Below are 26,355 nucleotides of genomic sequence, written 5' to 3' on the forward strand. Positions count from 1 at the left end.
GTACATTAAATTGTATGTATATATAAATATGATTTTGGATGGAGGAAATAACACATGGCTAAAAAACCTGTAATGTTAATGATTTTAGACGGATTTGGACTTACTGACAAGGCAGAGGGAAATGCAGTTAAAGCAGCTAATAAACCAAATATTGATGATATATTTACACATTATTATAGTACAACACTTGGTGCAAGTGGACTAAGCGTTGGATTACCAGATGGACAAATGGGAAATTCAGAGGTTGGACATCTAAATATTGGAGCAGGAAGAGTAGTATATCAATCACTTACAAGAATAACTAAATCAATTAAAGATGGAGACTTCTTTGAAAATCCTGCACTTACTGATGCAGTTAAAAATGCAAAAGAAAATAATTCAGCTCTTCACCTTATGGGATTACTATCACCAGGTGGTGTACATTCACATACAGAACATTTAAAAGGTCTTTTAAAACTTGCTAAAACAAGTGGATTAAATGAAGTTTATGTACATGCATTCTTAGATGGAAGAGATGTTCCACCAGCTTCAGCAAAAGACTTTATAGAAGATATTGAAAAATATATGGCTGAAATCGGTGTTGGTAAGATAGCTACTGTTTCAGGTAGATATTATGCAATGGATAGAGATAACAGATGGGAAAGAGTAAAACTTGCATATGATGCAATAGTACTTGGACAAGGAGAAACAGCAGGTTCTGCTATAGAAGCTGTGGACAAGTCTTATGACACTGGAAAAACAGATGAATTTGTACTTCCTACTGTAATAGAAAAAGGTGCTAACATTAAAAATAAAGATTCTGTAATATTCTTTAATTTTAGACCAGACAGAGCTAGAGAAATTACTAGAGCTATAAATGATAAAGAATTTGATGGCTTTAAGAGAGAAACATTAGATCTTAAATTTGTTACAATGACTGAATATGATTCAACTCTTAAGGGTGTTGAAGTTGCATTTAAAGCTGAATCACTTTCAAATACTCTAGGAGAATATGTAAGCAAATTAGGTAAAAAGCAACTTAGAATTGCAGAAACTGAAAAATACGCTCACGTAACTTTCTTCTTTAATGGTGGAGTAGAAGCAGCAAATAAAAATGAAGACAGAGCTCTTATATCATCACCTAAAGTAGCTACTTATGATCTTAAACCTGAAATGAGTGCATATGAAGTTACTGATGAATTATTAAAGAGATTAGATACAGATGAATATGATATGGTAATATTAAACTTTGCTAATCCAGATATGGTTGGTCACACTGGAATATTTGAAGCAGCGAAAGCAGCAATAGAAGCTGTGGATGTATGTTTAGGCAAAGTTGTGGATAAAATATTAGAAAAGGATGGAACAGTATTTATAACAGCCGATCATGGTAATGCAGAACAAATGGTTGATTATACTACTGGAAAGCCAATGACAGCTCATACAACTGGTCCAGTTCCATTTGTATATGTAAGCAAAGAATCAAAAGAATTAAGAGACGGTGGAGTGCTTGCAGACATTGCACCAACAATGCTTCAAGTTATGGGACTCGAAATACCGGCTGAAATGACTGGTAAAAGTTTAATAAAATAGTATATGAAGTTATTGGCTTAAGTTAATGGTATTACAGTATAAATTAGGGATGGTATTAAAAATTGAGATTAGATAAATACCTATGTTTTTAACATAGTTATTATAAATAAACAAATAAATGGGAGGAATTTAATATGAGATATGAAGTTGAAATTGTGGATGTATTTGCTAGACAAATTTTGGATTCAAGAGCATTTCCAACAGTTGAAGTTGAAGTAACATTAGAGGACGGTACAGTTGGAAGAGCATCTGTTCCATCAGGAGCTTCTACAGGAATATTTGAGGCAGTTGAACTTAGAGATGATGATAAAGCTATATATAATGGAAAAGGAGTTCTAAAGGCTGTTGATAATGTAAATAACATTATTGCACCAGAACTTATTGGACTTAGTGTGTTTGATCAAGTTAAAATTGATAGTACTTTAATTGAAATTGATGGTACAGACAATAAAGCAAAATTAGGTGCTAATGCTACACTTGGAGTTTCACTAGCAGTAGCTAGAGCCGCAGCACAAACACTTGGAATTAGTCTTTATTCATATCTTGGAGGAGTAAATGCAAAAGTTCTTCCTGTTCCTATGATGAACATATTGAACGGTGGTAAACATGCAGATAACAATGTAGATCTTCAAGAATTTATGGTTATGCCAGCTGGAGCAAGAAGTTTTAGTGAAGCACTTAGAATGGGCGCAGAAGTGTATCACGCATTAAAAGGAATTTTAAAGAAAAAAGGACTTGAAACAGCAGTTGGAGATGAAGGTGGGTTTGCTCCAAATCTTTCAAGTAATGAAGAAGCTATAAAGGTAATAATTGAAGCCATAGAAGCAGCTGGTTATGTACCTGGAAAAGATGCATTTATTGCACTTGATCCAGCATCTTCAGAATTCTATGAAGATGGAAAATACAACCTTTCCGGTGAAGGAAAAGTTTTATCACCAAAAGAAATGGTTGATTATTATGAAGCATTAGTTAATAAATATCCAATAATCTCTCTTGAAGATGGAATGGCAGAAGAAGATTGGGATGGTTGGAAAGAACTTACTGATAGACTTGGAAAGAAGATTCAGTTAGTTGGAGATGATTTATTTGTTACAAACACTTCAAGACTTAAAACTGGTATTGAAAAGGGTGTAGCAAATTCAGTTCTAATAAAACTTAATCAAATAGGAACTCTTACAGAAACTCTTAATACAATTGAGATGGCTGAAAGAGCAGGATATACAGCAGTTGTTTCACATAGATCTGGTGAATCAGAAGATACAACTATTGCAGATTTAGTTGTAGCTGTTAATGCAGGACAAATAAAAACTGGTGCACCAGCAAGAACAGAAAGAGTTGCAAAATATAATCAACTTCTAAGAATTGAAGAAGAACTTGGAGATATCGGAGAATACAGAGGTCTTAAAGCATTCTACAATTTAAAGAAATAAAAAAAAATTGAGGGTTTTCCCTCAATCTTTTTTTTATTGCAAAATTGCTGGACAATATTGTAATTAACACAGCTATAATGGTAAAATATTCTCAATAAGCAAACTCTTAAGAGGTGAGTGCTATTTTATGAATGACAAGCATTATAGTTTAAAGAAATTAAATAAAGTCATAGCAGTAGCTCTAATTGTTATAATATCATTAACAGTATGGGGAATTACTAAAAGATTTAACTATCAAAAAAATATTATTGAAGCAGGTATCAAAGAGAAAGTAATAAAAAAATCTAATAATATAAGTATTTGTTACAATGTTACTATTGGTGATGAAGTAGGTAAGGTTAATATTGATGTTATAAATGCAGCAATACAAGGCATGTTTGATTATGCATGCACGGAGCATCTTAATGTAGTATATCCTATGAATACTTATGTACTTATTACAAATGTACAAGAAATTAGCAAAGATAATTTTAAAGTTAATTTTGCTTCAAAGGAAAAAGAAACTGATAATTATCCTACAATTGGATATAGTTTTGTTACTGTACAAAGACAAGAATCTGGTAGTTATAAAGGCATTATAACAAATGTTGGAGGTTCGATTATTAGAGAAAATAAACAGAGTAAATAAAGTGAAACTTGCACTATTGTAATTTAAAAAGTAGAAATGAGGGTACTGCTGTTAATCAGAATAAATATTAAATTTAGTTGTAATAAATTTTTACATATGTTAAAATAAACTTGATTTAATATTATTTAATTTAAAAAGATTCGCGATGTATTATTACATATAAATATACATATCTATAGGAGGGTTTATAACGTGCATAATCTTTTAATAGGGATTCAAATAGTATGTGCTATCATAATTGTGATTTCAATTTTAATGCAACCAAGTAAGATGGACGGATTTACAAATTTCTTTTCAGGAACCACTGAAACCTTTTATTCACATAATAAAGGAAAGACAAAAGAAGCAAAGCTTGCTAAAGTTACTATTGTATTTGCAGTGATTTTTGCAGTTGTGGTTATTTTGCAGAATCTACCAAAATTCATACAACAATAAGTTGATTAGGTATAATTCGATAGTGTGATGAATTATGCCTTTTTATTTTTTAGTGAATAATATTTTATTTTAAGATAAAAATGTATATTAGAGGGTATAGGAAAAAATAAGACTAGCAGGCTGGCTAATTATTTTATTAATATACCGAAAATTAGAAGGAGATGAAAAAATGAATATAAAAGAAATATTGGTTAACTTTATGCGAGAGCAGGCATATAAACCAATGAATGCAAAAGAACTTGAGAGAATTTTTGATATAAAAAAATCAGAAACAAAAACATTCAAGAAACTTCTTAAGGATATGGAACAAGAAGGACTAATTGTTAAAAATAGAAACGAGTATTATGGCGTGCCAGAAAGAATGGGACTTGTAGTAGGAAAACTTCAAGGTAATGCAAGGGGTTTTGGGTTTGTCATATGCGATGAAGAAAGACCAGATATATTTATACCAGCTTCAAACATGAATGGAGCAATGAATAAAGACAAGGTAATAGCTAAAATCATAAAAGAGGACGATAAAGGCAAAAGATGCGAAGGCGAAATAATAAGGATACTTGAGCGTGCAAACAAAACTATAATTGGAGTATATGAAGACAGTAAGAACTTTGGATTTGTAGTGGCAGATGACGTAAGAATACAACAGGATGTATTCATACCTAAAAGCATGAAAGGCAAAGCAAAATCTAAAGATGTAGTAGTTGTAGAGATAACTGAGTGGCCTGGCAACAGAAGAAATCCAGAAGGAAAAATAATAGAGATACTTGGAAGAAAAGAAGACAAGGGTGTTGATATACTTACTATAATAAAGAAACATAAACTTCCAGAGGAGTTCCCAAAAGAAGTATTAAGTTTTGCTGAAAACATACCCGATACAATTTCAGAAAAAGAATATGCTAATAGAAGAGACTTAAGAGAAATAAAAATGGTTACAATTGATGGCGAAGATGCAAAAGACTTAGACGATGCAGTTTCTATTCAAAGACTTGAAAATGGTAATTATTATTTAGGTGTTCATATTGCAGATGTTTCAAATTATGTTAAGGAAAAAAATCCTTTAGATAAGGAAGCTTTAGAAAGAGCAACTTCAGTATATCTTATTGATAGAGTTATACCAATGCTTCCTAAAAAACTTTCAAATGGTATATGTAGTCTTAACCCAAAAGTTGATAGACTTGCTTTAAGTTGCTTTATGGAAATAGACAAAAATGGTAAGGTTATAAACCATGACGTATGTGAGAGTGTAATTAAGACAAACGAAAGAATGACATATACTGATGTAACTAAAATTTTAAGAGACAAGGACGAAGAACTTATTAAAAGATATGATTATCTGTATGATGATTTTAAAGCAATGGAAGAGCTTTTTGAAATTTTAAATAAAAGAAGACTTCAAAGAGGAGCTATAGATTTTGATTTTCAAGAAAGCAAGATAATCTTAAATGAAAGTGGTAAACCTGTTGATATAAAACCATATGAAAGAGCTGTGGCAAACAAGATAATTGAAGAATTCATGCTTATCTGTAATGAGACAATTGCAGAGCATATGTTCTGGACTAATTTACCATTTGTATATAGAATTCATGAGGAACCAGATATCGAAAAATTGGAGCATTTTAACGAGTTTGTACATAATCTTGGTTATGTAATAAAATGGGGAAGTGAAGTGCATCCTAAAGAACTTCAAAAAATTATTGAGAAAGTAAAGGGTAAAAAAGAAGAAACTGTTGTTAGTACGCTTCTTTTAAGATCATTAAAACAAGCTAAATATTCACCTGAATGTGTAGGGCATTTTGGGCTTGCAGCAAGATATTATTGTCATTTTACTTCACCAATAAGAAGATATCCTGATCTTATGATTCATAGAATAATAAAGGAATTCCTTCATGGAAAGATTGATGAAAGAAGAAGTAAAAAGCTTATAGGAATAGTTGATTATGCATCTGTACAATCTTCTGAAATGGAGAGAGTAGCACAGGAAGCAGAAAGAGAAGTTGATGATCTTAAAAAAGCTGAATATATGAAAGATAAAATTGGGCAGCAGTATACTGGAATAATATCTTCTGTAACGAATTTTGGTATATTTGTAGAACTACCTAACACCATAGAAGGACTTGTCCATATAAGCGATTTGAGTGATGATTATTATGTATATGATGAAAGACATTTAAGTCTTATAGGTGAAAGAAGTAAAAAGATTTATAGGCTTGGTGATGAGGTTAACATAAAAGTAGATAAGGTAGACATGGCATCTCATGAGATATATTTTTCAATAGCAGAAGAAAAAGAGGAAGAAGATATAAGTATAGAGCCAATAGTTGACGAAAAGATAAATTTAGAAGAATTAATAAAAGTTGACGATAAGCATGAGAAATCAGAAATTGAAGTTGTTCACACTAAAAGAGCTAAAAAAACAATAGATCAAGTTTATAAGCCAGAGATTACGGATTAAAGGTTAAAGAAAGCCTTAGGCTAGAGGAAGAATTGACGGCTCTAAAACCGTCAATGTTGATATAAGTTACTTCGTAACAGGTAAATATAAAAATATTTGATAATGAAGAGTATATATGATAAAATTATATACCAAAATAGGGCAGAGAAGTGGGTGTTATATATGGCTAAAAAAGTTACGACAAACAAGACGCTAGCAGAAAACAGAAAAGCTAGACATGATTATTTTATAGAAGAATCAATTGAATGTGGAATAGAACTTGTAGGAACAGAAGTAAAGTCTATAAGAGCTGGAAAAGCTAATCTTAAGGATAGCTATGCTGAGATTAGAAACAATGAAATATTTATATGTAATATGCATGTAAGTCCATATGAGGCTGGTAATATATTTAATAGAGATCCGCTTAGAAGAAGAAAACTTTTGCTACACAAAGCAGAGATAAAAAGGTTCGAAGCTTATACAGCTCAGCAGGGGTATACACTTGTACCTTTGTCCGTTTATCTTAAAAATGGAAGAGTTAAAGTTCAGCTTAGTGTTGCAAAAGGTAAAAAGGATTATGATAAAAGGGATGTTATGTTAGAAAAAGCAGCAAAACGAGATATAGAAAGACAAATGAAGGAAAGATCAAGAAATTAAGTTACTTAGATTATCATAAAATCAAATAAATTAAGCTAACTGTACCAATTAAATGAAGCACTGGAGTATAAATTATACTTGATTAAGATAGAATAATGGTGTAATATGTACTTACAGCGATGACCTGTTAAACTTTTATAGCTAAAGTCAGAGTGAGCTAAAATATAAAAAGATTAAATACAATAAGCTATAGTTTATATACAACCTTGTAAGAGGCATTCTTAAGATTTAAAGATACCTCGGGCAAAATATTAGTTCTACTAAGTAGTTAGTATTTTGTATCAATTCTTTTATCGTAGAATAAAAGAAAAATGACAAGGGGGCGTACTTGGTTTCGACGGGGGTACGTTGTATTTAGGAAGCGAGTCGAGGGAACCTGTGGACCCGCGTTAAAAAACTATAGGAATAAATATAAACGCTAAAAACGATAATTTAGCTTTAGCAGCTTAGTCTGCTACGTTCTACCTTTGAGTACCGCGGCTTAGGATAGGGCGTCGATAGCGGTGAAACGAGCCTAGGAAAGCTTTGACTTAGGAACGGGATTTATGAAGCTACTAAAGTCAGAAGCCTGTCTTTCGGCGTCTGATAGAGGGAATGTCAAAAGGAAGACTGCACTCGGAGATGCTTAAGTATTACTATTTTCGGACAGGGGTTCGATTCGTATAAGGGTCGCCTTATGAAGTGATTCATAAGTGAAAACTTGGCTTTATCGGTGAAACCGTAACATGTGACGATGACGGCAATACCGAGAGGTATGAGAAGAAATTCGGCAGCCTCGTATCGACTCATAGGCTTCTAAGTTCATTAAGTTGAATATGGAGTACTAGGATAGAAGCTGAAAACTAAAATATAGCTTTTATAACACGCCAAGCCAGAAATGTAAATTTCCGGAAAATATAGTCAGCACCATTAGAAATAATGGAAAAGGGTGTCCCCTCGCCTCCACCATACATATTATAAACTGGTTATAAATCGGATTAAAATCCACTTATAGCCAGTTTTGTTTTATCTAATGCAATTTCATAAACTCTTCATAAAACATTTGTTTTGCCTCTAATTTTTCTAATGAGTATCTACCATTTCTAGGAGTAACGTTCTTATATCCATTAAGAATAAATTTTGCTCTTTTTCTTTTTGTTTCTATAACTAAATATGCTTCAATTGCACTTAATAATGTTATTGCGTCATTGTATTTTACAACATAAGTAAAACATTCACGGTGACGTTCTAAATTATAATTTTTTTTATGTTTTATTGTACCCATACCCGTTTTTAATTTTATCCAATCTAGCAACTCCATAGTAGTAGAAGCTATGCTAATACAAGGTGCCGGGAATTGATTCTTATGAAATTTTAATAGCATTATACTACCTTCGCCATCAACTATTCCAGCTATATATGCCTTTTCTTCTTTAGTCAAAATAACATCACAACCTAACATAATTTGTATATATAGTAATAGTTTAACCATTGTAAGGATAGGTATGCCCATGAATATCATTTATTTAGGTGGAGAAATAATATTCGTGGAGCAAAGAAAGATTAGAAAATTATACGATACATTTTTAAATTATTCTTATAGTGATTTAATGGACTTATTTAAAAAAGCAAAAACTAAGGAAGAACAGGATTTCTATGTTATGTTCTCTAATTTAGTACTTAAAAGAGAAGCTAAAAAGGTATAGGTAAGTAGCATGGACACATATACAATATTTGCAGGTGTTAATGGATCAGGTAAAACTTCAGTTTATAAATCAACGAAATTAATGTTTATGATAATACGGATATATTTAAATTAGTTTTATGCATAGAACAAGGGAAATTAGTCTGGAAAGATGATATATTGCCAGATTGGATAAAATCAGTAATTTGTTGAAGATAAAACGTATGGTGGATTTTAAAGGTCACGCTTCGCCTCAACCAATAAAACCCTTGACGGATGTCGGGGGTTTTTTAAGCTAATAAGAAAGATTAGGATTAGATACGGTGAACCGTAGCACAAATGACGTGGACTTTTTAAAGTATTGTATGATGAACCGTATTGAAGTAGAAGTATTGTTTTAATTATATATTAAATAAATAGATTTCTAAGCATCAGGTGGAGTTTTTACATCCATCTGATGCTTAGAAATCATTATCCAGGGACTTAGTAGCCGTTATCTCTTAGCTTTTGAAGCGAGAGTATTACGGATGGTTGTCATGGGATAAATTCAAAACAATCAGAGGTTATCGCATATGCTGCTTTTTATTCATTTGCAGTGAAATCAGTAGAAAAAGCAAGCTCTTCTTGGCTTTCAAGCTCTTGAAGACGACTTAAGAGAGCTTGATGTATTGAATTGTAGGAGTCGCTGCCAAGGGTAATTCTTTTTGGAATTAGTTGCTTATCCACGCTGTTAATTATGATTTTTACCATTTTTGCAGGATCTCCAATAGGATTCATAGAGGTATTTTCAAGCATACGTCTTACGTTATATACTGGAGTAATTGAGTAAACCTCTAATTCTTCACCCAATTTGGCACTGTGATTTTTAAAGTTCGTACGAGCTCCACCAGGCTCAACTATAGTTAGACTTATGTTAAAAGGAGCTACTTCCTGACTTACAGCTTCGCAGAAGCCCTCAATTCCCCATTTAGTCGCATGATAGAGTGATCCTCCAGGGTACGCGGTTTGGCCAGCAACTGACGAAAATTGTATGATATGTCCTCCTCCTTGAGCACGTAGATGAGGCAAGGAAGCTCGTATTAAATGGATGGATCCTAAAAGATTTGTGTCAATCTCATGAGTAATTTGATCAATAGTTAATTCTTCTGCCGCACCAAAAAGCCCATAACCAGCGTTGCTGACAATAACATCAATTTTCCCAAGTTCATTGAAGGCTTGGTTGACAACCTCATAAATTGCTGTGGTATCTGTAACATCAAGATGAGCCACCCACAGAAGATTGTCGTATTTTTCCTTAAGATCGTCTACTGAATTCATATTGCGGACAGTACCAGCAACTTTATGGCCCCTCTTAAGGAGTTGTTCAGACATATGTCGTCCGAATCCGCTGTTAATACCAGTTATAAACCAAGTTCTTTGTTCCATTTCTCTATACCTCTTTCTTATTAAAATTTAATAGTTTAGACATCAAGTTTGACTAAACATATTATCACATGAAAAATAAAAACATAATATAACGATAATGCTTAAAACTAGCCTAATTCTGCAAAATATTAATTCAATGAATTAATGAAAAAACAAATTGATTATTGATATAATATTTACTATAGCATTAAGAGCTATTATCATTGAGTTAGAGAAATGAAGTAAGATGTGGAACTAATAAAGGCTGGGTGAGAAATAGATGTTAGATCAAAAAGAAAATTTTAAAAAAGAAGTATTATTTGAAGATGGCAAATTTATTAAGCAGAAGGCATTGGATACTATGATTGAGATAACAGAGAAGATTACGAAAACAGATGGAAGAAGGAGAACAATAATCCCTTTTCTTTCAATCGAAAGGCACAGTAAAGAAATTCCACTAACTCCAGGAGTTATGAATCCTGCATTTGGTATTATTCTTCAAGGAAGAAAGGAAGTTCATTTAGGAAAAGAAGTTATTCATTTTAATCCAGGGGATTTCGTAGCTTCTATAATTGATATGCCTGTATCTGTACAAGTGATAGGGGCTTCAGAAGAGCTGCCCAGTATTAGTCTGCGAATTGGCTTTACTAGAAGCGAAATTGCTTCTGTTGTCATGGGCGCTCAAATTGAATTTAACCTAAAGAATAAGAATCTATATTTAGGAGCATTTGTAGGAAGAACAGATGAGGAGCTGCTGGATTTATTTATAAGACTTTTAAAGCTAATTGAGAGACCTAAAGATGCACACTTTTTATCGGAGCTTATTAAGCGAGAAATGATTTATCATCTATTGACTGGTGAGTACGGATACTTGTTTTTTCAACAGGTTCAAGCTGAACAGCAGGCAGATGGAATAGGTAAAGCAATAGAATGGATCAAGAAAAATTATAAACGTTCTTTTACCGTGGAAGAGCTAGCAAAATCAAATAATATGAGTGTATCAGGATTACACCATAAGTTCAAAGCTGTAACTGCCATTGGTCCATTACAATATCAGAAAGAGCTGCGGCTTCATGAAGCAAGACGACGCATGTTTAGTGATTATATTGATGTTACTACTGCAGCCATGGAAGTTGGTTATGAAAGCTCATCTCAATTTACCAGGGAATATAAGCGATTATTCGGACAGCCGCCACTTAAAGATATAAGAGCTTTGCGAAAAAGTTTTGAAAATGGTGAATTTCAAAGTGGTATATAAGGTGTATCCTTTATTATGGTAATAGTTATGAAGTAATTATTTGCCGTTTTAGTATTTAGATTTTTAAAAGTCTACGTTATAACCGTTACGGAGAACCATACTATAAGTAATCATATTCTGGGCTTGGGCGGAGCCCATTTCCCTTCTTGAATAAGGAACTCAGCAGACGATAATATTAGTATGGTTTATTTTAATTCTTGACTTTGGATGATAGCGTACAAGAGGTTTCTTCTTATTTTGTTTCAAGAAGAGTTATGATGATAAGTCCTGTTGATCCTGTGTCAACTGCAGTGGGAATAGTTTTAGTAACAACTTTTGTTCCTTTGATAACATTACCAGTAGTATCTTATGTTGTGTTTTAAATTAATGGTTTTAGTGTTAATATTTTAGGTAAACAATATAAGAGTTTAATTTAAATTTACCTTAATTTTATATGTCCATGCAAAAAGGAGTGGATACATTTAAATTAATAGTTGAAGTGCTTATTTATTGTATATTAATAAAAATATATAAATTATGAAGGAGTTAAAAATGAAATTATTGCATATTGGAAAACTTGGAAATGTGAAACGTTTTTCTGGAAAATCAGAGTTAATGGAAAGTGTGGAAATCATTGAAATGCCTGCAGGACTAAGTGAAGATGAATATGTTGCAGTAGGTAAAGATGCAGATTTTATTGTAGCCGATGCTATGGCTAAGGTGTCTGGAAAATTGATTAAAGGAATGCTTAATTTAAAAATGATTCACTCAGAAGGAGTTGGGTATAATTTTTTTGATTTAGAAGCTGCCAGAGAAAAGCAGATTTATGTATGTAATTGTAAGGGAATGAATGCTATGGCAGTAGCAGAACAGACAATTCTTCTTATGCTTAGCATGCTTAGAAATGTAAGAAACTGTGATCAAGCGGTTCGTAATGGACATCAGATTGAGAAAAAAGAAGAGTATATGAAAAAAGGGAATTTAATGGAGTTATCTGATTGCAAAGTGGGACTAATTGGTTTTGGAGATATTGCTAAGTGTACAGCAATGATTTTAAAAAGTTTTAATGTAGAGACGTATTATTATAGTAGGACCCAAAGTGATAAAGATGTAGAAGAAAAATATAATGTAAAATATTTGGAACTTGATGAATTATTAAAAAATTGTAATGTATTTAGTATTCATTTACCTGTCACAAATACTACTTATGAGATGGTAAATGATGAGTTTTTTAGCAAGATACCAGAAGGATCTTATTTGGTTAATACAGCAAGAGGAGAACTGGTTGATAGTATGTCATTAGTGAGAGCTTTAGAAAGTGGAAAGCTTGAAATGGCAGCTTTGGATACTATAGCAGGTGAACCGGTTCAATTGAGTAATGTGTTATTAAATCAAGAACAGAAAATTATGGACAAAATAATATTTAGTCCTCATATTGGTGGTATAACGGCTTCAAGTTTTAAAAGAGGATATTCAATGATATGGAGCAACATTAAAAAAGTAATAGCAGGTGAAAAGCCTGATCATATTGTTAACTGATTATAATAATTTATATTCAGAAAAAACAATAGAAAAACTATGTGATTTTTTACCATAATTCTATTTCTTGCTATTATGAAACAAATATGAACTTACTTTTATTAATGAGTAATTATGTACTGTACAACATGTAATGTTTGACGTATTCATAATTAAGTAATAAAATTGTAGTTGCAAGTAGAATTAGCATAATCTAGAAGGATTTTCTTATTACCAGGAGGAGGTAGAGATAAATGAATGAAGAAAAAATAGATCTTCCACAAGAATTATTTGATAATACTCCTTTGGAACCAACAAAAGTTTTTGATAATTTATATTGTATTGGCAGTCGAAGCGTTGTAGCATGGGTCTTAAAGACATCTGAAGGAATCATATTGATTGATTCAATGTGGGACAATCATGATGCGAAGTTAATTATAGATGGTATGAAAAAATTGGATTTAAGTCCACAGGAGATTAAAAAAATGTACAATTGATATTATGATAAAAGACGGGCAAAAAATAGAATTAGGTGATACTATAGTAACTATTGTAGAAACACCAGGACATACACCAGGTTGTGTATCTTTAATTTTTTCTGTTAAAGAAAATGAAACAAATTATAATGCAGTACTATGGGGAGGAACTGGAGCTCCAAGTGATTTGGAAGGAAAATTATATTATAGAAAATCTATTGATTATTTCGAGAAGTATGCACATATAGAGCACGCCACAGTAGAAATTACAGCTCATTTGTTCTGTGAAAATGGATATTCAAAATTAGAAACAGTACGAAATAGAAAAGATAACGAAACAAATCCATTTCTTATAGGAGAAGATGGTATTAAGAATTACTTTGATAATTTACGTAAACAGATAGATTATATGATAGAAAAACAAAAAAACAAGAGTGGAGAAAATTAAGTATTTTAATTTATGATAATAAAATTTTACAAAAAGTAATAGACAAATTGAGCCGGGGGTGCGGATATTTTGGAAAAAAGCACGATGCATTCCAATGGTAATATTATCAATAATAATATCAGCAATATCTTTTGGTGACATGTTCTGCGAATAGGTATACCACCATTTGATTGTTGTCATTGCAGAGGCTGCAAACAAACGAGCAAATAATTCCTGTTCTTGAGATAATTCATTCTTAGACTGATAGATTTCATTATATTTTAGATTAAAAAATCCTGAACCAATAGAATTTGATAGTTCTTCTAAGGTTGATTTTACTAATAATTCTCTTAAATCATACTTGTCATGATAATATTTATAAAATGTAGAACGATTAATTTTTGCTGCAGTCGTAATATCTTTTATAGTAATAGAAGTGAATTTTTTTTGATTAATACATATGGCGAATCCATTTTTTATGTTTTCAAGAGTTTTTACAACACGTAAATCCATTACATCATTTAGCATTTGTCACACTCCAATTCATTTATTATTATATTGTATTAATATTTTATCATAAACAACAAAATCTAATAAGTTTGTTGCTTAAGCAACATTTAGAGTATATTCTATTGATATTTTTTAACTTTTTCGCTTGTTATAATATTAATATAAAAATAAAATAGTTAAGTAAAGGAGATAAAAAATGTTTCAATTAAGAACTTATACACTTGCAAGTGAAGAGGCAGCTAAAATTTATTTAGATATACATTGGGCACGCCATTTAAAAAGTTTATCAAAGTATGGAATTAAAGTACATGGAGTTTTTTTAGCAAAAGAAACTAATCTAGCACAAGTTGTTGCTCTAGTATCTTATGAAGAAGGAGCGAGTATTTCTGAAGTGAATGCTGCATATATGAAAAGTCCAGACTTGAGAGCTGACATGGAAGGATTCAACATAGAGGATATAATTAGTGTTGATGAGATACTGTTAGAAGAAGCTAAATATTTTCAAATGGAAGACGATTCTAGGAAATAGACGGATTTTTATTAATTATTTTAAATGACTTAGAAAGTTATAAAGAGTATTCTCCATACACATTGATAAATAATGAGGTTTATTATATGAATCCCATTATTTATTCATATAATTCAAGATTTCAATTTGGGTATTATCTGATTAAAAACATGCGAAGGTAGAAGACTGCCTTTTATCTCGACGACTTTAGTAGATACTTGATTGGCTATCTCGAGGCTTTTTATATAGGAATATCCTAATTTTCTAGAAGCCATGAAGGCTCCAATGTGAGAATCACCTGCACCGATTGTATCAACAACATCAGCTTTGATACCAATGGTATGCTGTAGGTTTTTGCCATCATATAGATAGGATCCGTTTTCACCATCTGTAATGACAATCAAATTATTGGTTAAAGAATAAAGTATCTTAACAGCTCCTTCTAAAGTTGAAGCTTTTGTAAAAGCTAGAATTTCATCCATATTTAAATGAACAATTGGTGAAAGTTTGAAAATTGCATCAATCTTTTCTTTATCTATCATTGAGAATCTTGGTCCAGGGGCAAAGAAAACTTGTAGATGTCTGTTTTTATTAAGAAATGATATGATTTTATTACCTGTGGATTCCTCAATTTCTAGGCCACAAATGTAAACCTGGTCAAAATCATCCATATTAATTCCATTAAGCCACAGAGGGTTAAAAGTATATTCAGCACCGTGATATGATAGAAAAGTTCGTTCGCCGTTAGATTCAACATAACAATAACAACACCCACTATCTTGATCTGTAATTCGGACAAAAGGTGATAATCCCATTTTTTTAAGCTGTGAAGTCACATAATCTCCATAGATTCCGGTACCGATAGGTGAACAAAACACATAAGGGACTTCAAAAAGATTTATTATGTTCTGCACATTAAAAGCACAACCGCCGATAGACATAGTCTGACTATTTATGTGACAGTCTTCAGTGGTAGTGGGAAGTTTTTCTATATTTATAATTATATCAAGTACGGTAGATCCTATAATCAGTGCTTTTTTCATGGGTACCTCCTAGGTTTATGTAAAATAAGTTTGTTAGATAATTATATCATACCATAGTTGATAATTTTCTATAGAAATAATATTAAACAGAGTTCACAATTGTTGTAGAAGTTAATGTATTATAATCTAAAATTTTAAGTGATAGTTCTAATTTGAATAAGTTATTATTGCTGCCTAATGATATATCAAGTAAACTTTGAATTTTATTAAAACGATAAAAAAATGTGCTTCTATGGATGTTTAACTGTATAGATGTATCATTGGCATTTCTGTTGTTTTCCAGATAAGTCTTCAGAGTTTTAAATAAATCCGTTTTATGTTTGTCATCAAATTTAATGAGTTTTTTAATCCAAGGATGAACCAAAGTTAATAAATTTATCTTATATAAATCATTAGTTGTATGCATAGACACATTAAATAAATAATACTCTATATAATCTTCAAAATAATTTATATTGTTATCTTTTTTCATAGATGCTGATAGTTCTAAGGCGTGTATAGATTGATTAAAAAAATCTTGTATATCTAATAAGTTGTCAAAAACAATACTTATACCACAACGTAAATTGTTTAATTTCAAAAATTCTAAGAGAATTTGTTTAAGAGAATCATTAATAACATCATTGTGATCATTACTTATAAGAAAAATAATGGTATCTTTATAATATGTTGAAATACAATTTCCTAATATAGTTTTAATTTTCTTTATTAATTCAGTTAATCCAAAATTATGTCTATAATCCTTATATTTTTGTTTAAATGGTATTGAAAGTATAAGCAAGTTTTTGTGTAAATTGAAATTTATATATTGTAATCGTTCGGTCATATATTCAATGTTATCTATCCTATTTATCAATAAATCTGTTAAATAATATTCTTCATCCAATCCAGAATTACTAATAAATAAATTTTCTTTCTGAAGTTGAATGGAAAATACCTTAGATAGTACATTTGTCAATTCTAAATCTTCTGCATTGAATTCTCTTTTACTTTGTAAAACAGATATATATCCAACAGTAATATTATTAATTCTGATAGAACAAAAAATCAAAACCTCGTCTGAGTTATGAAAAAAGGCGTTATTTGAATTATAAATGTTATCAATGCATTTATTTTTTTTCATTAATTGAACAATATCTAGCAAAAGGTAACTTTCTCCGTTATGAGTCTCTATACTTGAATTGTCAAGTTTGGCCAGGTTTGAGCGAGTGATAATGCGATAACTGGTATCTAAAATAAAAATAGGATTACCTAAAAAGTTTTCACCTATGTTAAGAATTCCATCTATACTATTTTCAGTAAACAAACTATTGTAAATTTCGTATTTTTTTTTATATAAATCATTTTTTTTCTGCATAAGTTTCTCCTTTTTTTATCCGGTTTAGAAAAATGTCTAACTAGTAAGCAATTTAAAGCATTATTTTAAGACTTATTTTGGATGAATTCCACATCCTCACATGCTAATATTATAACAAATGATTTGATTTTGTAAGTGAAAATTCATATCTTATAAAAAGGAGACTATATTATGACTTTTACAATATTAGGTATCACCGCAGGAAGAAAGGATTCAAATTCTGAAATTCTATTAAAGGAAGCATTATTAGCTTGTCAAGAACAAGGTGCAGAAGTTAAAATGATTAATTTAAGAGATTACAACATTATGGAATGTTCAGGATGTACAGCTTGTACTCATGGCATGAGTGCTGGAAAAAATGTTGGATGCACTTTAAGCAAAAAAGATGATAAACAAGCAATCATGGATGTTATGTTAAATGTAGATGCTATAATTGCATCAGCACCAACATATGATTTAATGCCAACAGCAACATTTTCAAAATTTATGCATAGAAATCTTGCATATGAATCAGCATTTTTAGAATCAATTGGAGCAATCGAGCATAGAGATAGAGTTGCAGGATTAATTGCAGTTGGAGGTTCTACTCGTTCATGGCAGTCAATGGCTTTAGAAAGTATGCAAGCTACATGTTTTACAAATGACTTTAAAGTAGTAGATATGTATTTAGCAACAAGAGTACCAGCACCAAAACAATGCTTATTACATGATGATATGATTGAACGTGCTCATAAGATGGGTGAAAATATTATGAAATCATTAAAAACACCAGTAGCAGAAAGAGAATGGCTTGGCGATGATGGTATGGGATGGTGTCCAAATTGTCATTCAAATGCACTAATTTTAGGAGAACCACAATGGGATGGATTATATTTCCCAGTTGAATGTCAAGTTTGTGGTGCAGGCGGAAATTTAGAAAAGACAGAAGAAGGTAAGTGGAAGTTTGTAATTCAAGAAGATGGATTAAGTCGTGATCGTACAGATACTGAAGGAAGACAACATCATGTAAAGGAAATTATGCATACACAAGGTGGATTCTATACAGAAGAGAATTTAGCAACTGTTAAAGAAAAGTTTGCTAAATATAAGGAATTAAAATTTCCGACAATTGAAATAAAGTAAGAGCAAATGGTTAGTATTTTGTACAATTTTTTTAAAGACCAAGTTGAACTAACATTCAACTTGGTCTTTAATTTTGCCTTATAATGGGTCAGGAATTGAATCAACTGATGGACATTTAACTGATTATCTTCAAAGTATTGTTGTAATCAAAGGATTTGGAGCATCTAAGCCATTAGATGACAGGTACAATTGAGTATACAAAAAAGTATGCACCAACAAATGTGTACATTGTATTATTGAGTTTATTAACTTAGAGTATTAATATATAATTATATGATGATGGTGAGATTAAAAATGAAGAAGAATTTAAGGAGGGCCTTTTGTGGTTTTATAAAGTATGATTTATTTTGAAAATGAAAAGATAAAAATTAGAAGTGTTATTCAAGAAGATATAGTATATCTATTTTCATGGTGGATAGATAAAGAAGTTTACAGAAATGATCCTAAGCCAATGCCTTGTAATTCAAAAGAAGTATTGCAAGAATGTAAAAGCTATTGTGAAACATTTGAATGTGAAATTGTAAATAATAGCAGGTATGAATATTTTATGATTGTTAATAGGGAGGATTATCCTATAGGTTTTGTGAATTTCTTTGATGTTAATAAAGAAAAAGGTGACGGAGAATTAGGTGTAATAATTGGTGATAAGAGATATTGGAATAAAGGAATTGCATCTTTAGCAGTATCAAAAGTAAAGAAGATTTTATTTAACAGACCGGAAATAAATAGGATACACATAGAGACTGCAGAAGGAAATTTAGCAGCAAGAAAACTTTTTAAAAAGCTGGGGTTTAATGAATGTAGTAAGTATTTAGATGAAGGCTTTAAATTTATTGTTATGGAAAGTAGGAGACTATAATTAGTTAAATATAAATACCTTTTTAAATTTTATGATTATGTTTTAAGTAAGCATACTGTGGAAAAGTATTATAAAATTTGTCAGAAAAATTTTTATAATAAGACTGAAAAAGAGACAAATGGGTTAAGTTTAGTTATAGAATAAAGTCGTTGCATTCATGCATTTTAAAATATAATAAATAATTGATATAATGTAGGGAGATTATATCAATTATTTTTTTAGTGTAGCAACTCAAAATTTTAAATTTAAAATGAGGTGAGGAGATATTGACCGATAAAGTTATAAATAGTATTGGAGATTTAATTTCAGAGATAAAATTAATAAATCCTAATCAAAATTGCATTTTATGGTTCAGAGGTCATTCTGATAAAGATTGGCACTTAATTCCATCTGTTCAAAGAGAAAATTATCAGAAAAGTGAACAGTTTTTAATGAATGATTTTTATATGAGAGCAACTGTAGCACTAAAAGAAAAGCCAAGCTACGATAATTATTCAGGGTGGATATCAATAATGCAGCATTTTGGATTACCAACACGCTTATTGGATTGGTCTCAATCTCCACTTATTGCGGCTTTTTTTGCTACACATGAATATTTAAAATATCCACAAAAAGATGCGTGTATTTGGGTGTTAAAGCCCGGACTACTGAATGAAATTGAAGGTTTTGGTGGGTATATATATCCAATGGATGCAAAGACCGTTTTAGAAATGATTTATCCAGCGTTTAAGCCATATAATTCTAGATATAGAGATGTTGGAGAGAAGATAATAGCATGTAATCCTGTTGAAAATAATATGCGCATATATACACAACAGTCAGCTTTTACTGTTCATAATTCATTGAAAGAGCTGAGTAGTTTAAATGTGCCTGAATTAATTGATAGATTAATTATTCCTGCAAATAAGAAAGAAAAAATTTTTAATGAGTTGAAAATTTGTGGAATAAAATTGAGAAATATTTATCCAGATGCTGAACATATAGCAGAAGAATTAAAGGAATTTTATAGATGAAATATATATGATATACATATTTAAACTTTTGAGTGTAGAAAATACACTTGAGAGTTTTTTTATTTGAAAAAAATAAATATGGACAAATAAAACCAAAAATGATATTCTGTAATGCTAAGGATTTTTAAGCTAAACAAGGAAATAAAATTTTCCTTTAATCTTAAATAACCTTCATATTGAGCATTAGAACAATTCTTATAAACCAATCAAAATTTCTATAAAAATTATAAAATAATTCGTATTTAAGTTTAAACAAATACACATATTTGATATTAATTCAAGAAAAACCAATTAAATAAAAAAATTAACATAGATTTAAAAAAGTGCTAACTTAGAAATTACTTTGAAGAAATATAATGTATAATAAAGAATTAAATTGTAGATAAGTGTAAACTGCAAAAGATGAAATAAGAGTTTAAATTTTAGTATTGGAGGATTTGATTTGGATATTCATTTAGAAAAAATTTCTATGAAGTTTGCTAGCACATTAGTAATTAACAATATTGATTTTACTGTAAAGTCTGGAGAATTAGTTTCTCTTCTTGGACCAAGTGGATGTGGAAAATCTACAACGCTTTCTATAATAGCTGGAATTAATAAACCAACTCAAGGTGAAATTTATTTTGGTGATGAATGTATAACAGACAAAGAGCCTGAGGAAAGAGGCATAGGAATGGTATTTCAAAATTATGCACTTTATCCTCATATGACGGTATTTAAAAACATAATGTTTCCTTTAAAAATGAATAAGGTGAATAAGGAAGAAGCAAAAAAGAGGGTTTACGATATAGCTGAAATTGTTCAAGTAGAAAAGCTTCTAGATAGAAAACCTAAACAGCTTTCAGGTGGACAGCAGCAAAGAGTAGCTATAGCTAGGGCTTTGGTGAAAAACCCTAAAGTGCTTCTTCTAGATGAGCCCCTGTCAAATCTTGATGCTAGACTTAGAATTGAGATGAGAGAAGAAATACGACGAATTCAACAAAAAACAGGTGTTACTACTATATTTGTAACTCATGATCAAGAGGAAGCAATGAGTATATCAGATAATATTATAGTGATGAATGATGGTAAAATACAGCAGTATTCAAGGCCAGAGAAGCTTTACAACCAGCCGGAAAACATATTTACAGCACGGTTTATTGGAAATCCTAAAATAAATATAATAGAAGGCTTTAAAACAGATGGTAAAGAAATTGTTATTGGAATTAGAGCAGAAGATCTACATATTAATCAGCAAAAGCATATGACGAGAGGAAAAGTTACGTATATTGAAAGAATGGGAAGAGATATGCTTGTAAGAATTCAAAAAGGAGATAATGTGATTACTGCATATGCTCCAAAGGATTTAGATATAAACCTTAATGATGAAGTAGGCATTGGAGTAAATGAACATAACATACATTGGTTTGAAAAAGCTTCAGAAAAAAGAATAACTCCACCAGAAAACTATCTAAAGGTGCTAGTTAAGGCTTTTGAAGGTGGAAAAAATGAATAATAAACCTACATTAAAATCGTCCTTAAAGGCATATTTGTATCTTTTACCTGCCCTAACCATAATGTCAGTATTTATAATTTATCCTCTTATTAAATCTTTTATAATGAGCTTTTATGGTAAATATAATTACTTTAAAGATATAGTATATTCTTATACTTTGGATAATTACAAGACGGTACTTACAGATCCAACCTTTTGGCGTGCTCTGAAAAATACCATGATATTTGTTCTAGGAGTAGTACCTACTTCTATTATTTTGTCAATACTGATAGCACTTATGCTTAATAGTAAAATTAGATTTAAAGGATTGTTCAGGACATGCTTTTTTATGCCATATGTAACCTCCCTAGTTGCGGTTTCAATAGTTTGGAGATGGATTTATCATAAGGATTATGGAATTCTTAATTATTTTTTAAATCTTGTTGGAATCCATGGCATTTCCTGGCTTGATGATCCTAATGTTGCAATGATTGCATTAATAATATTAGCAATTTGGAAAAATATTGGATATAACGTTATTATTTTTCTTGCAGGACTTCAAACTATAGATAAACAATATGAATTAGCTGCACAAATTGATGGAGCCAACTATTTTAAAAGAGTATGGCATATTATAATTCCACTTTTGGCACCAACTACGCTGTTTGTAACCATAGTTTCTGTAATAGGTTCCTTCAAAGTTTTTGATGAAGTTTATGCTCTGTTTAGCTACAGTGGAAGTGTGGCAGGACCTTCAGATAGTGCGCTTACAGTTGTGTTTTATATATTTAGGAAATTTTATGGAGAATGGAATTTTGGAGTTGCATCGGCTGCATCCTTTATATTATTTTTAATAATTATGATTTTTACAGGGCTTCAATTTTGGTATTCCAAAAGGAGGGGATGATATATATGTTTAAGAAGTTTAAAAAAATTGGACTGAAAAGTGTGCTATATATACTTTTAATAATAGGAAGTATTATCATGATTATACCATTTTATTGGATGCTTGCTACCTCTTTAAAAACTTCCTCACAAGTAATAAAAATGCCTCCTATGTGGATACCAACAAGTTGGCGATGGAGTAATTTTGCAGAGGCTTTTAAAGCAGCACCTTTTTTAAGATATTTAATAAATAGTTGTATAGTAACAATATTAAGCACTGGTGGTGAACTTGTGACAAGTATACTTGCTGCATATGCTTTTTATAGATTGCAGTTTTTTGGTAAGAGAGTGATTTTTGCTATAGTACTTGGAACTATGATGATTCCGGGTGAAATATTGCTTATGTCAAATTTTGTTACCCTTACTCAGCTTAATTGGATAAATACATATAAGGCATTGATTATTCCATGGACAGCAAGTGCCTTTTCAATATTTATGTTTAAACAATATTTTTCAACCATAGGTGACGAGTTGTACTATGCGGCTAGAATAGATGGGAGTAAGGATTTTAGTTATTTAATAAATGTAATTATCCCTATGTCAAAGCCAATGATAATAACTATAGCCATAGTAAAAGCTATAGGTAATTGGAATGCCTTTATGTGGCCACTTATAGTAACTAATTCACAAGAAATGAGAACCCTTCCAGTTGGACTTACTGCTTTTGTATCAGATACGGGAACTAATTATCAGCTGCTTATGGCGGCTTCAACCTTTATTATTCTTCCGATGATAATTGTATTTCTATTTATGCAAAAATATATAATTGAGGGAGTTTCCCATGCAGGAATAAAGGGATAATAAATATGAAAATTGAGGAGATGTAAACATGAAATCAAAAAGAATATTAGGTTTTTTAATGTCAGCGGCTTTAATAATGACACTTGCTGGTTGTGGAAATGGCAGCGTAGCAGGTAGTAACAGTAATTCAAGCAGTAGTTTAGCAAATGTAAAAATCGATAAACCGGTTACAATACAGTTTTGGCACGCTATGACAGGACCTACTGAGAAAGAACTTCAAAAGTTAGCAGATGATTTTCACAAGAAAAATCCAAATATAACAGTTAAACTTGTGGCACAAGGAAATTATGATACCTTGTCACAAAAGCTTATGGCAGCTGCAAAAGCAAAGACTTCACCTGTAATGGCACAAGCTTATTCAAATTGGATGACAGATTATGTAGATAATGATCTTATAGAAGATTTAACGCCATATTATAACGACAGTAAAGTAGGTATGAAGGATAAAGATGATATAGTAAAAGCCTTTTTAGATGATAACAATTTTAATAATAAATTATATGGAGTACCTTTTAATAAGAGTACGGAGGTTTTAATCTATAATAAGGACTATCTTGACAAAGTTGGCTCTAAAGTACCTGAAACTTGGGATGAACTAAAAGATGCAGCTAAAAAAACAACAACTACTATAAATGGTAAAAAAGTAATAGGTATGGGTTTTGAAAACTCGGTTTCTGGAGATTTGGCAACATATATAAAGCAGGCAGGTGGAGATTATGTAACTAATGATGGACAAGTAAAATTTAATTCAGCTGCTGGAAAAAATGCACTTCAATTTTTGACTGATATGTTAGTTAATGATAAAACTGCGAGACTTGCTGGAGAGGATCAATATATTTCAACACCATTTGGACGTGGGGATGTTGCAATGTGCATAGGTTCATCGGCAGGAGTATCGTATATTTCAGATGCAGTAAAGGGTAAATTTAATTGGTCTACTGCAGTTTTACCTAAGGATGTAAACGCAGCTTCACCTTTTCAAGGAACAAATTTAGTTATCTTTAAAGGCGCAACTACAGAACAAAAGCTAGCAGCATGGGATTTTGAAAAATTCTTAGCTTCAGATGCTGAAACTACGGAATGGGCAGAAAAAACTGGATATGTACCTGTTAGAAAATCCGCATTAGATTCAACTGAGTGGAAATCATATATAGAAAAAAATCCTATTCAAAAAGCAGCAGGAGAACAATTTGACTATGGCTTTACTGATTCTCATGCAAAAGGGTATACAAAGCTTCGTACAGACGTATCAACTATTTTTAACGATGTGTTAATTGGAAAGAAGTCCGTAACTGATGGCTTAAATAATGCTGAAACAGTTGCAAAACAAGATTTACAGAAATAGGGCTAATAAGCTAGGATTAATTTATTGATATAGCAGTTTTACTGCATAAAATGGGCCGCTGCACTAAATAAAAATAATGCAACAGCCCATTTTTATAAAATTAATTATTTTGGAGGATATTTATGGAGAACAAGACTGAAATTAAATTCTATTCTGGTACTAGGAAAATAGGTGGTACAGTAATCAGTATAGAATATGGAGATAATAGAATAATACTTGATTTTGGAAGAGGAATAACACCACTAGGCTTTGCAGCTGACAATATTTCTCGGGATATTATAAAAAAATACCTTAGACTAGGCATACTTCCTAAAATAGATGGATTTTATTCTGAAAATGATATATTGGATGAAATGAAAATCTCACCTTTTGAGAAGGAAGGTAAGGACACAAAAGTGTTTATATCCCATCTTCACTTAGATCATATGCAGCATATGGGACTGATTGATGAAAATATACAGGTATATATGACGGAGGATAGTTTGAAGTTATATGAGCTTTTAGAGGAAGTAGGTGAAGGAGTAATTGGAAAAAGAAAATACAGTATAATAAACTACGGAGAAACTTTAAAATTTGGGGACATATGTGTTACTTCGCTAAGAGTTGATCATGATGTAATGGGAGCATCAGCATATTTTGTGAAGACGCCGGATTTGACTATACTTTACTCTGGTGATTTAAGGCTAAGTGGCAGTCATCCGGAATGGACACTTAATATGGCTTATGAGGCATCAAAGCTAGGAGTAAATCTATTAATACTTGAATCAACTACAGTTGGAAATGAGGCAATGCAGTTTGACTTAAAGAAAGAAGCGCCGATTAGTGAAAAGGATTTAACTTTAAGAATTGTAGAAGAACTTAGAGAGAAAAAAGAAACAGCTTTTTTTAATATTTATCACAGAAATATAGATAGAATAATAGAGTTTTATGAGGCTTCTAAAAAACTTAAAAGAAAATTAGCGTTAGAACTGCCATCAGCCTATATTGCTAAAAATATTATAGGTATTAATGATTTTTATATTATTGAAGATAAAAAATTAGAAATAGATAAATTTAGTAAGGAGGTTGTAGCTTTTTACAATAATTCAAAGAAGGTATCATTGAAAACTATAAGCTTAGAAGGCTCTGAGTATATTATTCAAAATAGCTTCGATAACATTATAAGGCTACTTGATGTAGATTTTGAAAAAGCTGTTTATATTCATTCTAACGGCACACCACTTGGTGATTATGATCCTAGTTATAAAAGCATGAAAGAATTCTTAAGCAAATTAGGAATAGAATATAAGTACCTAGGAAGTGCTGGACATGCTACTCCTAAGGATTTAAAATATATTGCAGAAATAATAAACCCCCATTGGTTTATTCCTATACACGGATTTTATCCTGAGAATATACATATAAATTGTGGAATAAGGTTTCTTCCAGAAGAGGGTAAAACATATGTTTTTAACGCTAACACAGTTGAGTGCAAGTAATATAAAAATACTTTGAAAGCAGGAA

General features: G+C 31.0%; 27 protein-coding genes and 1 other RNA gene. 23 read left to right on the forward strand and 5 right to left on the reverse strand.

Going from position 1 to position 26,355, the window contains the following annotated elements:
* Nucleotides 1-54 precede the first annotated feature (54 nt).
* The 7 genes from gpmI (at nucleotide 55) to ssrA (ending at nucleotide 7,811) form a co-directional block, all read left to right on the forward strand.
* Complete coding sequence (gpmI, locus tag B8978_RS10010) at nucleotides 55-1,572, forward strand: 2,3-bisphosphoglycerate-independent phosphoglycerate mutase (RefSeq protein ID WP_084115741.1); 1,518 nt, start codon at nucleotides 55-57, stop codon at nucleotides 1,570-1,572.
* A 134-nt stretch (nucleotides 1,573-1,706) separates the two neighbouring features.
* Nucleotides 1,707-3,002 carry a phosphopyruvate hydratase gene (gene eno, locus B8978_RS10015; protein WP_084115743.1) on the forward strand — a complete coding sequence of 432 codons (1,296 nt, stop codon included), beginning with the start codon at nucleotides 1,707-1,709 and terminating at the stop codon, nucleotides 3,000-3,002.
* 127 nt (nucleotides 3,003-3,129) lie between these two features.
* Nucleotides 3,130-3,630: a hypothetical protein gene (locus B8978_RS10020; protein WP_084115744.1), complete on the forward strand. Its 501-nt coding sequence runs from the start codon at nucleotides 3,130-3,132 to the stop codon at nucleotides 3,628-3,630.
* Nucleotides 3,631-3,822: 192 nt separating this feature from the next.
* Complete coding sequence (gene secG / locus B8978_RS10025) at nucleotides 3,823-4,065, forward strand: preprotein translocase subunit SecG (protein WP_084115746.1); 243 nt, start codon at nucleotides 3,823-3,825, stop codon at nucleotides 4,063-4,065.
* A 169-nt stretch (nucleotides 4,066-4,234) separates the two neighbouring features.
* Nucleotides 4,235-6,514, forward strand: coding sequence for a ribonuclease R (gene rnr, locus B8978_RS10030; protein WP_084115748.1), 2,280 nt, complete (start codon nucleotides 4,235-4,237; stop codon nucleotides 6,512-6,514).
* Nucleotides 6,515-6,676: 162 nt separating this feature from the next.
* Nucleotides 6,677-7,150, forward strand: a complete 474-nt coding sequence (gene smpB, locus B8978_RS10035; protein ID WP_084115750.1) for an SsrA-binding protein SmpB — start codon at nucleotides 6,677-6,679, stop codon at nucleotides 7,148-7,150.
* 327 nt (nucleotides 7,151-7,477) lie between these two features.
* Nucleotides 7,478-7,811, forward strand: a transfer-messenger RNA (tmRNA) gene (ssrA, locus tag B8978_RS10040).
* Nucleotides 7,812-8,159: 348 nt separating this feature from the next.
* Here the strand turns inward: ssrA and B8978_RS10045 are convergent.
* Nucleotides 8,160-8,570, reverse strand: a complete 411-nt coding sequence (locus tag B8978_RS10045) for a hypothetical protein (RefSeq protein WP_084115925.1) — start codon at nucleotides 8,568-8,570, stop codon at nucleotides 8,160-8,162.
* Nucleotides 8,571-8,640: 70 nt separating this feature from the next.
* On the opposite strand from B8978_RS10045, the gene B8978_RS10050 reads away from it, so the two are divergent.
* Nucleotides 8,641-8,835: a hypothetical protein gene (locus B8978_RS10050; RefSeq protein ID WP_084115752.1), complete on the forward strand. Its 195-nt coding sequence runs from the start codon at nucleotides 8,641-8,643 to the stop codon at nucleotides 8,833-8,835.
* Between the two features lie 560 nt (nucleotides 8,836-9,395).
* Here B8978_RS10050 and B8978_RS10060 read toward each other — a convergent pair.
* Nucleotides 9,396-10,238 (reverse strand): SDR family oxidoreductase, encoded by an 843-nt coding sequence (locus B8978_RS10060; RefSeq protein WP_084115754.1) that lies wholly within the window; start codon nucleotides 10,236-10,238, stop codon nucleotides 9,396-9,398.
* Nucleotides 10,239-10,497: 259 nt separating this feature from the next.
* Here B8978_RS10060 and B8978_RS10065 point away from each other — a divergent pair, with 259 nt between their 5' ends.
* The 5 genes from B8978_RS10065 (at nucleotide 10,498) to B8978_RS10080 (ending at nucleotide 13,896) form a co-directional block, all read left to right on the forward strand.
* Nucleotides 10,498-11,475: an AraC family transcriptional regulator gene (locus tag B8978_RS10065; protein ID WP_084115755.1), complete on the forward strand. Its 978-nt coding sequence runs from the start codon at nucleotides 10,498-10,500 to the stop codon at nucleotides 11,473-11,475.
* Between the two features lie 203 nt (nucleotides 11,476-11,678).
* Nucleotides 11,679-11,837, forward strand: coding sequence for a hypothetical protein (locus B8978_RS19845; protein ID WP_176212672.1), 159 nt, complete (start codon nucleotides 11,679-11,681; stop codon nucleotides 11,835-11,837).
* 169 nt (nucleotides 11,838-12,006) lie between these two features.
* Nucleotides 12,007-12,993 carry an NAD(P)-dependent oxidoreductase gene (locus B8978_RS10070; RefSeq protein ID WP_176212673.1) on the forward strand — a complete coding sequence of 329 codons (987 nt, stop codon included), beginning with the start codon at nucleotides 12,007-12,009 and terminating at the stop codon, nucleotides 12,991-12,993.
* A 233-nt stretch (nucleotides 12,994-13,226) separates the two neighbouring features.
* On the forward strand, nucleotides 13,227-13,469 hold the full coding sequence (locus B8978_RS10075) for an MBL fold metallo-hydrolase (RefSeq protein ID WP_084115759.1): 243 nt from the start codon (nucleotides 13,227-13,229) through the stop codon (nucleotides 13,467-13,469).
* A gap of 4 nt (nucleotides 13,470-13,473) precedes the next feature.
* Nucleotides 13,474-13,896 (forward strand): MBL fold metallo-hydrolase, encoded by a 423-nt coding sequence (locus B8978_RS10080; protein WP_084115761.1) that lies wholly within the window; start codon nucleotides 13,474-13,476, stop codon nucleotides 13,894-13,896.
* Here the strand turns inward: B8978_RS10080 and B8978_RS10085 are convergent.
* On the reverse strand, nucleotides 13,837-14,403 hold the full coding sequence (locus B8978_RS10085; protein WP_084115763.1) for a TetR/AcrR family transcriptional regulator: 567 nt from the start codon (nucleotides 14,401-14,403) through the stop codon (nucleotides 13,837-13,839). The genes B8978_RS10080 and B8978_RS10085 overlap by 60 nt on opposite strands.
* Nucleotides 14,404-14,581: 178 nt before the next feature.
* On the opposite strand from B8978_RS10085, the gene B8978_RS10090 reads away from it, so the two are divergent.
* Together B8978_RS10090 and B8978_RS20535 are read left to right on the forward strand one after the other, a co-directional pair.
* Entirely contained in the window at nucleotides 14,582-14,914 is a 333-nt protein-coding gene (locus B8978_RS10090; RefSeq protein WP_084115765.1) for an NIPSNAP family protein, read from the forward strand.
* A gap of 14 nt (nucleotides 14,915-14,928) precedes the next feature.
* Complete coding sequence (locus B8978_RS20535) at nucleotides 14,929-15,075, forward strand: hypothetical protein (RefSeq protein WP_423236719.1); 147 nt, start codon at nucleotides 14,929-14,931, stop codon at nucleotides 15,073-15,075.
* Here the strand turns inward: B8978_RS20535 and B8978_RS10095 are convergent.
* Both B8978_RS10095 and B8978_RS10100 read right to left on the reverse strand, forming a co-directional pair.
* Nucleotides 15,028-15,936, reverse strand: a complete 909-nt coding sequence (locus B8978_RS10095) for a carbohydrate kinase family protein (RefSeq protein ID WP_084115767.1) — start codon at nucleotides 15,934-15,936, stop codon at nucleotides 15,028-15,030. The genes B8978_RS20535 and B8978_RS10095 overlap by 48 nt on opposite strands.
* Before the next feature lie 82 nt (nucleotides 15,937-16,018).
* Nucleotides 16,019-17,293 (reverse strand): PucR family transcriptional regulator, encoded by a 1,275-nt coding sequence (locus B8978_RS10100; protein ID WP_084115769.1) that lies wholly within the window; start codon nucleotides 17,291-17,293, stop codon nucleotides 16,019-16,021.
* Nucleotides 17,294-17,464: 171 nt separating this feature from the next.
* On the opposite strand from B8978_RS10100, the gene B8978_RS10105 reads away from it, so the two are divergent.
* From B8978_RS10105 to B8978_RS10140, 8 genes are all read left to right on the forward strand, one after another.
* The gene (locus tag B8978_RS10105) at nucleotides 17,465-18,415 is read left to right on the forward strand and encodes a flavodoxin family protein (RefSeq protein WP_084115771.1); all 951 of its coding nucleotides are present in this window, start codon (nucleotides 17,465-17,467) and stop codon (nucleotides 18,413-18,415) included.
* 337 nt (nucleotides 18,416-18,752) lie between these two features.
* Nucleotides 18,753-19,274: a GNAT family N-acetyltransferase gene (locus B8978_RS10110; protein ID WP_084115773.1), complete on the forward strand. Its 522-nt coding sequence runs from the start codon at nucleotides 18,753-18,755 to the stop codon at nucleotides 19,272-19,274.
* 266 nt (nucleotides 19,275-19,540) lie between these two features.
* The gene (locus tag B8978_RS10115) at nucleotides 19,541-20,287 is read left to right on the forward strand and encodes an FRG domain-containing protein (RefSeq protein ID WP_176212674.1); all 747 of its coding nucleotides are present in this window, start codon (nucleotides 19,541-19,543) and stop codon (nucleotides 20,285-20,287) included.
* A 442-nt stretch (nucleotides 20,288-20,729) separates the two neighbouring features.
* On the forward strand, nucleotides 20,730-21,782 hold the full coding sequence (locus tag B8978_RS10120; RefSeq protein ID WP_084115777.1) for an ABC transporter ATP-binding protein: 1,053 nt from the start codon (nucleotides 20,730-20,732) through the stop codon (nucleotides 21,780-21,782).
* On the forward strand, nucleotides 21,775-22,668 hold the full coding sequence (locus tag B8978_RS10125; RefSeq protein WP_084115779.1) for a carbohydrate ABC transporter permease: 894 nt from the start codon (nucleotides 21,775-21,777) through the stop codon (nucleotides 22,666-22,668). The genes B8978_RS10120 and B8978_RS10125 overlap by 8 nt, the downstream gene beginning before the upstream one ends.
* A 5-nt stretch (nucleotides 22,669-22,673) precedes the next feature.
* A complete protein-coding gene (locus B8978_RS10130) occupies nucleotides 22,674-23,507 on the forward strand; it encodes a carbohydrate ABC transporter permease (RefSeq protein WP_084115781.1) in 834 nt (277 codons plus the stop codon).
* 28 nt (nucleotides 23,508-23,535) lie between these two features.
* A complete protein-coding gene (locus B8978_RS10135) occupies nucleotides 23,536-24,852 on the forward strand; it encodes an ABC transporter substrate-binding protein (RefSeq protein ID WP_084115783.1) in 1,317 nt (438 codons plus the stop codon).
* Between the two features lie 122 nt (nucleotides 24,853-24,974).
* Nucleotides 24,975-26,330, forward strand: a complete 1,356-nt coding sequence (locus B8978_RS10140; RefSeq protein WP_084115785.1) for an MBL fold metallo-hydrolase — start codon at nucleotides 24,975-24,977, stop codon at nucleotides 26,328-26,330.
* The last annotated feature ends 25 nt before the right edge of the window (nucleotides 26,331-26,355 follow it).

The sequence above is a fragment of the Clostridium acidisoli DSM 12555 genome (genome assembly GCF_900176305.1).
Lineage (GTDB): Bacteria > Bacillota > Clostridia > Clostridiales > Clostridiaceae > Clostridium_I > Clostridium_I acidisoli.